This window comes from Halobacillus sp. B23F22_5 (assembly GCF_043497085.1).
In the GTDB taxonomy this organism is placed as follows: Bacteria; Bacillota; Bacilli; order Bacillales; family Halobacillaceae; genus Thalassobacillus.
On the sequence record NZ_JBIEKI010000026.1, the window covers coordinates 25969 to 35231 of the forward strand.

The window sequence follows — 9263 nt, forward strand, 5'->3', positions numbered from 1 at the left end:
TTGTGGAATTTTCGACACAAAATGTTCAAATTACAAGCGCTTTCAAGCAATTAAAGGAAATGAAGGGAGGAGATACCCATGTTTTGAGCATAAAAAAACGAGCCGTATAGGGGCTCGTTTTGTTGTTGGCTAGGAAATTATAAAGTTTTCTTTTTGTTGATAACCTTCGGTAGTGGGTGTCATCCAGCTCCAGCGCCTACCCCCTCGAGGTCTTAAGTCAAGCCTCTCTGTGACAAAGAACGTCACGCCGAGGCTTGTCTTAAGCTTGTCGGGGGTGAGCAAGGCGCTTGCGCTTTTGTTCAAACTATCTGGCTTGCTTCTGTTCAAAGATGTTTCGGTGTCTTTCATAATGAAAGTGCTGATAGCTTTGCAGAATACGCTTCAAATGTTCCAGGTGGTGGTGATATTCCATAAGCTGGGATGCTAAGGGCAGGAAAACGAGCTTATCAGGGTCGCGGTCATCTTCATAGATTCGGATCAACCTTTCTACCAGAATGGGAATATTAGGTTCCTCTGTTTCCCGCAATGATTCTTTGTGGGTCTTTCTGATTCGTCCCATCAGACTAAGAATCAATTTTTCATGGGCATGAATGACTTTATCCAATTCTGTGACCAGTACTTCTTTGAACGCAGGTGGTATGTTATCAATATCACCCTCCAGGCGGTGGAAGGCTTTCAATACATCGAATGATTTCTTGGTAGTAGCAATCAACTGGCGGAAAAGCACCATCTTCCTGGCTTTGGCAAAACGATTCTTCTTTAAATAGGTCCGTTCTTCTTTGTATAAGAGGTACGTTTGGTCGATATATCGTATTTCATCCTGAAGCCTGTTCATTTCAGTTTTCAAAGCAGGTTCATCATTGAGGTGCCGGATGGTGACTCGGAGCCATTGCAGTATATCACTTGTATTACGATCAATTTGCCGGAACAGATTCGTTTCATATTTCGGGGGGACGAACGCAAGATTTACCGCAAAAGCGGACAATATGCCGATCATCAATGAAGTGAAACGTGCTCCCGCGTAGGGAAGGAAAGCCATTTGTGTCGGTTCCATTAATAAAATTAATGCTACTACGGCGAAGATAATCGTGTTTTCATTCATCTTTAACTGCATATTCAAAGCAATGACAAGGATAATGGAAAAGCCGACGATAAAAGCGCCATCTCCTAACGTATAGTAGACGATGATGGCGACAGCAACCGCAATGATATTCGCTTGTATTTGTTCGAGCACGGTTTGATAGGAGCGGTAAATAGACGGCTGAATAGAAAAAACAGCGGCAATTCCCGCAACAACAGGGGTAGTTAATTCGGTTAAAGAAGCGATATATACAGCCACAGCAACTGCAAGTCCTGTTTTCATCATTCTGGCGCCCAGTTTCATGGTCATCACCTTTTCTGCATGTAATTAAATCTACTATTACCTTAAGTTATTTAAAATAGAAAGTGAAATAATAAGAAAGTACATAACCAAAACAAAAGCTCCCGGAAATCGTCCGGGAGCAAGAATACATGTTTTTATTCAGCAGCCATCGTTTTGAAAGTATGTTCTACAGCTGAGATAGTTGCCTCTATATCCTCATCTTTATGAGCTGTGGTTAAGAACCAGGCTTCATATTTAGAAGGAGCCAGATTGATCCCTTGATGAAGCATTAATTGGAAAAAGCGTGCAAACATTTCGCCGTCCGTATTTTCGGCTTGCTCGTAATTTTCAATGGTTTCATTAGTGAAATAAATAGTAAGTGCACCTTTCAACCGGTTGATAGAAATCGGGATATCATACCGTGAAGCGCTGTTTTTAATTCCTTCTTCTAATTTAGCTCCTAAGCGATCCAATTCATCATATATACCGTCCTGCTGTAACACTTCAAGACAGGCAATTCCTGAGGCCATGGATGCTGGGTTCCCGGCCATAGTCCCTGCCTGGTAGGCTGGTCCGAGCGGTGCAACCTGTTCCATAATATCTGCTCGACCACCGTAGGCGCCTATTGGTAAACCCCCACCAATGATTTTACCCATCGCGGTCATGTCCGGCTCGATTCCCAGGAGCTGCTGTGCACTACCATAAGTAAAGCGGAAGGCTGTTATCACTTCATCATAAATGACAAGAGCGCCTGCCTGGTGAGCGAGTTCATTCACTTGTTCCAGGAATCCAGGTTTGGGTTCGACGATGCCGAAGTTGCCGACAATCGGTTCTACTAGAATACCTGCAACTTCATCTCCCCAACGTTCCAGTGCTTGTTTAAAAGGCTCAATATCATTAAAAGGAACCGTAATAACATCAGATGCAATGGAAGCTGGAACCCCGGCCGAGTCAGGTGTCCCTAGCGTGGAAGGGCCAGACCCTGCGGCAACAAGAACCAAATCAGAATGGCCGTGATAACAGCCGGCGAACTTGATGATTTTATTACGGCCAGTATATGCACGTGCTACACGGATGGTTGTCATTACTGCTTCTGTTCCAGAATTGACGAACCTGACTTTGTCCATCGAAGGAATAGCCTCTTTCAACATACGGGCAAACTGATTTTCAAGCGCAGTTGGTGTTCCGTATAAAACACCGTTGTGAGCCGCTTTGGTGATGGCTTCGGTAATATGTGGATGGGCATGACCTGTAATGATCGGGCCATAAGCACCAAGGTAGTCGATGTATTTATTACCATCAACGTCCCAAAAATAAGCGCCGTCTGCTTTTTCCATATAAACAGGTGCTTCACCTCCTACCGCTTTGTACGAACGGGAAGGAGAGTTGACCCCCCCAACAATATGAGTTAGTGCTTCTTCATGTAATTGTACTGATTTTGAAAAATTCATAGTAAACCTCCCTGAAATAATTCCAACTTTTATTGTAGCATGGCTTGTCCTGAAAGAAACAGCAGAGTAATTACCCAATGTAAAAAGACTACCCGGATTAGTGAGACAAACGAGTAGTCTTTTACAAATTGAGGTGGTTTATTGTGAATTAATAAAGATATGCTGCGCCAACAATAATCAAAAGAATGAACAACACGACAATCAGCGCAAAGCCGCTGTTGTAACCGCCATAACCCATTCATTCCACCCCCCTTTGCCACGTTTACGATATCTTATGAAGGTAAGGTGGAAATGGACTGTGCGTTCAACCTAAAAAATTGTAGGAGTTTCTGGTTATGGGGATGATTCATCGTTTAAGAATGAATTTGTAGCCTTTTCCTCTTATAGTCTGGATAACATTTTCAAGGCCTATATTGGAAAGCTTTTTCCGTAATCTATTTATATTGACAGACAACGTGTTATCATCCAGGCTGCCGATATCTTTCGTCAGTAAGTGGATCAGCTGTTCACGCGGTAAAAGCTGGTCAGGGTACTGGATGAACGCTTTCATAAGAAAAAACTCATTCCTCGTCAGTGATTGTTTTTTCTCATTATAAGTGATTTCCATCGGTCGCAGTTTAAGCCCGGAGTTTATTTCAGAAACTTCACGACCGGATTGATTGATATCTTCTTCATATACTCTACGCATGACTCGATTTATTTTCGTGTGCAATAAATTCGAATTCAACGGTTTTACCAAGTAATCATCAGCTCCATTTTCAATCGCTTTCACCTGATTCATATCGGAATGAGACGCGGCTATCAATAAAATGGGACATTTGGAGCTTTCGCGGAGCTGTCGGGTCCAATAGAGTCCGTCGAAATTTGGTGAACCAACTGTTATCAATACAAGGTGCGGTTCATAAGCGATGAACTCAGCTGCAATACGATCATAATCCTGCGTTTGGAAAAGCTGAAACCCATTCCCGGTAAGTGATTCTCTAAGGAAGGAAGCAACTTGCAAGTCATCCTCTATAATAAAAATTCGCTTCATAACGTCACCTTTTCATCCGATTTGTCCTCAGTATAAATTACGATGGTAATAAATATCTATTTTAATGATTGCTATTTCCTATATTTATTATCGGCCGTAGGGGGGATTGATTTAGAAATTTATACCAATATATGCTGGGAAATTTCAGTATGTATAGTTGGGGCAGTGGAGCGCATAAGTTTGTAAGAGATACCTATTCCTTCGTTAAGGAGAAAATATATGATAGAAACGATATTGCTTCTTTTCATAACACTGTTGCTCATCGTCAGTTTGACTTCATTCTTTCGAGAGTTGATTTCGGATAACCATCACTTCTCATTAACAGTATTTACTGGGTTGCTTATTTTATATGCAATTGTCATGAGCGGATTCGGATTGATTTATTTCATTCTTTCTATGAATGGTATCCCGCTATTAGCAGGAGGAGGGTTACAGCAGGAAGCATTACTGGATCGTATAGGACAGGCTATCTATTTCAGTGGGGTCACATTGTTGACAGTAGGTTACGGAGATATCATCCCCATTGGCTGGGGAAGGCCGATCGCCTTGTTTGAAGCATTGATCGGTTATACTATTCCTGCTGCTATGTTTGTCAGAGTAGTCTATGGTTCCAGGCATCCGACTGAGTAAGATTGGAAATCACAGTCCCTTTCCTGTACGCTAATAATAGAACAAAACTTTAGGAGGGGACCTTTCATGAGTGTTGAAGTAGGAAAGAAAGCACCAGATTTTGAATTGCAGGCCAGTAATGGAGAGAAAGTAAAGCTATCGGATTATCGGGGGAAAAATGTGGTATTGTATTTTTACCCGAAAGATATGACTCCTGGCTGTACTACAGAAGCATGTGATTTCCGTGATCATCATGAAAGCTTTGGGGACGTAGATGCGGTAATTCTAGGGGTCAGTCCAGACCCGGTCAATCGCCATGAGAAGTTCATTGAGAAGCACGAGCTTCCATTTTTATTGCTGGCAGATGAGGACAAGCAGGCTGCAGAGGCATACGATGTCTGGAAGCTGAAAAAGAATTTCGGCAAAGAATATTACGGAATCGAGCGTTCCACATTCATTATTGATAAAGAGGGGAACCTCGTAAAAGAATTCCGTAAAGTACGTGTCAAAGGACATGTGGAAGCTGCTTTAGAGTACATTCGCGAAAACTTATCTTGATCAAGTGCTCTCCATGTGGAGAGTGCTTTTTTATTTTAATTGGGTATATGCGCTATACAAATCTCCTCCCCCTACATAAAGTGAAGTATCAACCGAAAACCTCCCCTTTATTTGAGGCATCACCTTCAGGTGGTGTCTCTTCTTTTGATTTTTAAGTCTAAATCTTTTTGTAAATTATGATAATTCAGCTAAAATAGAAGCAGGTGAATCAGAGGAGGACTACATATATGCTTGTACTTTCAGCTATTAAGAATGTAAAAGAAGATATTCGGGCCAGGTTGGAAGCTGATTATCCGGAACTGACCTTTTCTTTCTGCCATGGGATAGAAGAAGCGAAAGAGGAGCTTTCTGAAGCAGAGATCTTCATTACTTATGGAGAGGATTTAAATGATGAGTTAGTAAAGCAGGCGAAAAAGCTAAAATGGATTATGGTTTTATCTGCAGGAATGGAAAAAATGCCTTTCAACCAAATCGACCAGCAGCAGATACTAGTCACAAATGCCAGAGGTATTCATGCTGTACCGATGGCTGAATATACATTTGCGATGCTATTGCAAATAGCAAGGCAGACAAAGACAGTCATCGCCAACGAAACAACCCACACTTGGGACAAAAAACTTGTTATGAGTGAAATATCTGGTAAAACGATGGTTGTTCTGGGTACGGGAGCGATTGGGCAGGAAGTAGCCAGGCTGGCTCATGCTTTTCGAATGAAAACAATCGGGGTTTCTAAAACCGGGAATCCAAAACCTCATTTTGATGAAACACATTCCACTGACAAATGGGAACACGTGCTAGAAAGTGCTGACTTTGTTGTTGCGGTACTGCCCAGCACTTCTGAAACAATCGGTTTCCTCCAAAAAGAGCATTTTGAGTTGATGCCATCTCATGCGATTTTTTTGAATATGGGTAGAGGCGACCTGGTGGAAACGGAAACTGTTTTGCAAGCAGTCCGGTCGAAAGAAATCGCCCATGCTGTATTGGATGTGTTTGAGGAAGAACCGCTACCAGAGGAGCATGTCCTGTGGGAGGAAGAAAATATCACGGTTACTCCGCATCATTCGGGGGTATCGCCACAATATCAATATCGAGCTTTTGATATTTTTGTTGAAAATTTGGAACGCTATTTACAAGGGCAAGAGGACTTTATTAATAAAATCGATCCGAAACGGGGGTATTAAGAGTGAGGATTTATACACGTTCAGGAGATAAAGGAACAACTTCGTTGATTTATGGGGACCGCGTCCCTAAAAATGACTTACGAGTAGAAGCGTACGGTACTTGTGATGAAGTCAATTCCATGATCGGGCTGGCTATGAGCCACTTGAAGCGTGAAGAATGGGATGGGCGAGAGGAATTTGTGACGTTCATGACGAAGGTCCAAACGATCCTTTTCCATGTGGGAGCAGAATTGGCCACACCAAAAGGGAAAGATGTGATGTGGCAATTAAAGGAAGCGCATATAAAGGAGCTTGAATCCACTATTGATGAGTGGGATAAAGTGTTGCATCCTTTAAAGAACTTCATTCTTCCCTCAGGGCATGAAGCTTCGGCTGCTTTTCATGCTGCACGTACGGTTGCCAGACGAGCGGAAAGGACCGCTGTTGCTCTTGGTGATGAGCTCAGCAATCCTCTGGTCGTCTCCTATTTGAATCGCCTATCTGACCTATTATTTGTTGCTGCCCGCTATGTGAACCACCATCTTGGTGGAGACGAGATTCCGCTGCAAGCTGACGTATAGCAACGGGAATCTACAATATATGTATATTGACAATAATAGTAATTACAAGGTACACTAATTATAAAGATTATTATGTAATAATATTCTAAAATTAAAGTTTACGGAAAGCGAGGTGCATGGCGGTGTCTGAGAAAAGACTACAAGAAGCGATAGTTACCTTGAAAGACTCTGGTGTACGAATTACACCTCAACGTCATGCGGTGCTTGAATTTTTGCTTAATTCTATGACTCACCCGACAGCTGATGAGATCTATAAAGCGCTGGAAGGGAAGTTTCCCAACATGAGTGTTGCTACCGTGTATAACAACCTGCGGGTGTTCAAAGACATTGGCCTCGTCAGGGAGCTGACTTATGGAGATGCTTCCAGTAGATTCGACTGCAATACCACAGAGCATTACCATGTTATTTGTGAGTCCTGTGGTAAGATAGTCGATTTCCATTACCCAAGCTTAGATGAAGTGGAGTCTTTAGCTGAACAGGTGACAGGATTTGATGTAAGTAATCATCGCATGGAAGTGTACGGAACCTGCAGTGACTGCCAAACTAAAAATGCGCATTAACCTTTTTATAAAAATAAACCTCATGCCTGATTTCAGGTATGAGGTTTATTTTGTTATTCCTATATAATAAGTCAATTATCGGGGCACTTTCACATTATACAATGCTAGACGGCTAGCTCTGCTCTTCTTTTTTCTGAAATCGTTTGGAGTTGTATTTTTCGTCGAATTCTTTTCCTTCAAGGGATTTATCTAAAGTCAAAGGCTGTTTGCAATGCATACAGGCGTCGACTCTTCCGAGCATTTTGGTCGGCTTATCACAATTGGGACAGATGATTTGGATGGTTTTTGTCGATAACATGCCAATCCAAAAATAGACAACTGTACTTAGGCCGATCGCCATCATCCCTAGAATCATGAATATGATCATCAGCCATTCCGTTTGTTTGAACAATAATCCAATATACATAATACCGAAACCGGCGAATACGAGACCAAGTGCAAACGAGCGGATTTTATTTATTTTGCTACTGTATTGTAAAGCCACTGGTGACCCTCCTTATTACTTTCAAATCGTAGTATAGCACAAAAATAGCAGTGAATTGCATTACGAAAAGAGGATTTTTAACAATTTTATCGAATAATTGACTGTGACCTACTATAAAAAACCGCTGGGGGAAAGTACTATGGAAGATTTATTACGACCCATTTATCAAGAACGCGCAAGCTTGCCCAATACGCTCGGCGTTCTGTTAATGGAAAAGAAAAAACCGATCAGTCCGGTAACAGATAATTTTGATGTCATCCTCTTGATTATAATGAGAGACGCAGATGATCCCTGGTATGTGAAGCATTATGAATTTGAAAACAAAACAGCGGCCATGCATATTGTAGATGAAGAACTATTGAAGGAATGGATTGAAACCAGTGGATACCGAAGAGCGGTTGAATGGGTCATCAATGGTAAAGTGATATTCGATCGCAATGAATATATGGAAGAATTAAAGAAAAAGCTTAACGTTTTTCCTCAAGAAACACGGGACCTGAAAAAAGCGATAGAGTTTGCCAAGTTGATCAGAAGCTATAGTGAGTCCAAAGATCTGTTTGAATCCAATCAATATCTAGATGCGTTCAGCCGTATGGTTCATTCTCTGCATTACTTAGCCAGATTGGCGATCATTGAAAAAGGCTTCCACCCGGAAGTAACCGTTTGGAACCAGGTACGTAGAATTGATGCTGAAGTTTATAAACTATATGAAGAATTGATTCAAAGCGGTGAGCCGACAGATAAGCGAGTTCAATTGATGCTGCTTGCTGTCGAGCATTCGATTAGCATTCGTGCGGAAAACAGTGCCAAGCATCTACTGGAACTTATGGAAACAAAGGAAACAGCATGGACTTTTGGAGAGTTGAAAGTTCATCCTGAAATCAAATTGTACGCACTGGATCTTTCTGCGATGATCGAATATCTCACAGAAAAAGAAATCCTGGAAGTAGAACTCCATGAAACAAAAGGACCTGAAGTTTATCATCGTAAATATAAAGTGAGAAGTTGACATCTCCACGACTTACACAACCCGCTTTCCGTGCAAGTGATAAGGAAAGCGGATTTTTTATTTTAAAAGCTATTGACGATAAAAAAATGCCGTGGTATATTATTAAACGTCGCGTTAAGAGAGCGGCACACAGAGAAACAAAAAAATCATGAAAAAGTTGTTGACTTCAAAACAACTACATGATATATTAATTAAGTCGCCAATTTAAGCGGCGAAACAATTTGATCTTTGAAAACTGAACGAACCAACCAGTACGTCAATTTAATTTCTTCATTATATGAGGAAATGAAACAACGCACTTTCGAGTGCAAACATGAGCTATTCAAACTACTTTTATGGAGAGTTTGATCCTGGCTCAGGACGAACGCTGGCGGCGTGCCTAATACATGCAAGTCGAGCGCGGGAAGCAAGCGGATCCCCTTCGGGGGTGACGCTTGTGGAACGAGCGGCGGACG

General features: G+C 41.8%; 11 protein-coding genes and 1 rRNA gene. 7 read left to right on the forward strand and 5 right to left on the reverse strand.

Going from position 1 to position 9263, the window contains the following annotated elements:
- Positions 1 to 304: 304 nt before the first annotated feature.
- From ACGTN9_RS20355 to ACGTN9_RS20370, 4 genes are all read right to left on the reverse strand, one after another.
- Positions 305 to 1390 (reverse strand): FUSC family protein, encoded by a 1086-nt coding sequence (locus tag ACGTN9_RS20355; RefSeq protein WP_499596303.1) that lies wholly within the window; start codon positions 1388 to 1390, stop codon positions 305 to 307.
- A 128-nt stretch (positions 1391 to 1518) separates the two neighbouring features.
- Positions 1519 to 2814 carry a glutamate-1-semialdehyde 2,1-aminomutase gene (locus ACGTN9_RS20360; protein ID WP_499596304.1) on the reverse strand — a complete coding sequence of 432 codons (1296 nt, stop codon included), beginning with the start codon at positions 2812 to 2814 and terminating at the stop codon, positions 1519 to 1521.
- Positions 2815 to 2962: 148 nt separating this feature from the next.
- Positions 2963 to 3052, reverse strand: a complete 90-nt coding sequence (locus tag ACGTN9_RS20365; protein WP_499596306.1) for a YjcZ family sporulation protein — start codon at positions 3050 to 3052, stop codon at positions 2963 to 2965.
- 108 nt (positions 3053 to 3160) lie between these two features.
- Positions 3161 to 3847: a response regulator transcription factor gene (locus tag ACGTN9_RS20370; RefSeq protein ID WP_499596307.1), complete on the reverse strand. Its 687-nt coding sequence runs from the start codon at positions 3845 to 3847 to the stop codon at positions 3161 to 3163.
- A gap of 219 nt (positions 3848 to 4066) precedes the next feature.
- On the opposite strand from ACGTN9_RS20370, the gene ACGTN9_RS20375 reads away from it, so the two are divergent.
- From ACGTN9_RS20375 to perR, 5 genes are all read left to right on the forward strand, one after another.
- Positions 4067 to 4477: a potassium channel family protein gene (locus tag ACGTN9_RS20375; protein WP_499596309.1), complete on the forward strand. Its 411-nt coding sequence runs from the start codon at positions 4067 to 4069 to the stop codon at positions 4475 to 4477.
- Between the two features lie 66 nt (positions 4478 to 4543).
- Positions 4544 to 5014, forward strand: coding sequence for a thioredoxin-dependent thiol peroxidase (gene bcp / locus ACGTN9_RS20380; RefSeq protein ID WP_499596311.1), 471 nt, complete (start codon positions 4544 to 4546; stop codon positions 5012 to 5014).
- Positions 5015 to 5241: 227 nt separating this feature from the next.
- Entirely contained in the window at positions 5242 to 6195 is a 954-nt protein-coding gene (locus ACGTN9_RS20385) for a D-2-hydroxyacid dehydrogenase (RefSeq protein ID WP_499596312.1), read from the forward strand.
- Between the two features lie 2 nt (positions 6196 to 6197).
- The gene (locus ACGTN9_RS20390; protein WP_499596317.1) at positions 6198 to 6755 is read left to right on the forward strand and encodes a cob(I)yrinic acid a,c-diamide adenosyltransferase; all 558 of its coding nucleotides are present in this window, start codon (positions 6198 to 6200) and stop codon (positions 6753 to 6755) included.
- A 122-nt stretch (positions 6756 to 6877) separates the two neighbouring features.
- Complete coding sequence (gene perR, locus ACGTN9_RS20395) at positions 6878 to 7315, forward strand: peroxide-responsive transcriptional repressor PerR (protein WP_499596319.1); 438 nt, start codon at positions 6878 to 6880, stop codon at positions 7313 to 7315.
- Positions 7316 to 7427: 112 nt separating this feature from the next.
- On the opposite strand, the gene ACGTN9_RS20400 is transcribed toward perR, so the two are convergent.
- Positions 7428 to 7799 carry a YgzB family protein gene (locus ACGTN9_RS20400; protein WP_499596321.1) on the reverse strand — a complete coding sequence of 124 codons (372 nt, stop codon included), beginning with the start codon at positions 7797 to 7799 and terminating at the stop codon, positions 7428 to 7430.
- 139 nt (positions 7800 to 7938) lie between these two features.
- Between ACGTN9_RS20400 and ACGTN9_RS20405 the strand changes: the two genes are divergently transcribed.
- Both ACGTN9_RS20405 and ACGTN9_RS20410 read left to right on the forward strand, forming a co-directional pair.
- Positions 7939 to 8808 carry a nucleotidyltransferase-like protein gene (locus ACGTN9_RS20405; RefSeq protein WP_499596323.1) on the forward strand — a complete coding sequence of 290 codons (870 nt, stop codon included), beginning with the start codon at positions 7939 to 7941 and terminating at the stop codon, positions 8806 to 8808.
- Between the two features lie 332 nt (positions 8809 to 9140).
- Positions 9141 to 9263 (forward strand): 16S ribosomal RNA (locus ACGTN9_RS20410); the annotation flags it as partial.

Coding starts and splice junctions, on each gene's coding strand:
- ACGTN9_RS20355 (WP_499596303.1), bottom strand. CDS start 1,390: ATGACCATGAAACTGGGCGCCAGAATGATGAAAACAGGACTTGCAGTT.
- ACGTN9_RS20360 (WP_499596304.1), bottom strand. CDS start 2,814: ATGAATTTTTCAAAATCAGTACAATTACATGAAGAAGCACTAACTCAT.
- ACGTN9_RS20365 (WP_499596306.1), bottom strand. CDS start 3,052: ATGGGTTATGGCGGTTACAACAGCGGCTTTGCGCTGATTGTCGTGTTG.
- ACGTN9_RS20370 (WP_499596307.1), bottom strand. CDS start 3,847: ATGAAGCGAATTTTTATTATAGAGGATGACTTGCAAGTTGCTTCCTTC.
- ACGTN9_RS20375 (WP_499596309.1), top strand. CDS start 4,067: ATGATAGAAACGATATTGCTTCTTTTCATAACACTGTTGCTCATCGTC.
- bcp (WP_499596311.1), top strand. CDS start 4,544: ATGAGTGTTGAAGTAGGAAAGAAAGCACCAGATTTTGAATTGCAGGCC.
- ACGTN9_RS20385 (WP_499596312.1), top strand. CDS start 5,242: ATGCTTGTACTTTCAGCTATTAAGAATGTAAAAGAAGATATTCGGGCC.
- ACGTN9_RS20405 (WP_499596323.1), top strand. CDS start 7,939: ATGGAAGATTTATTACGACCCATTTATCAAGAACGCGCAAGCTTGCCC.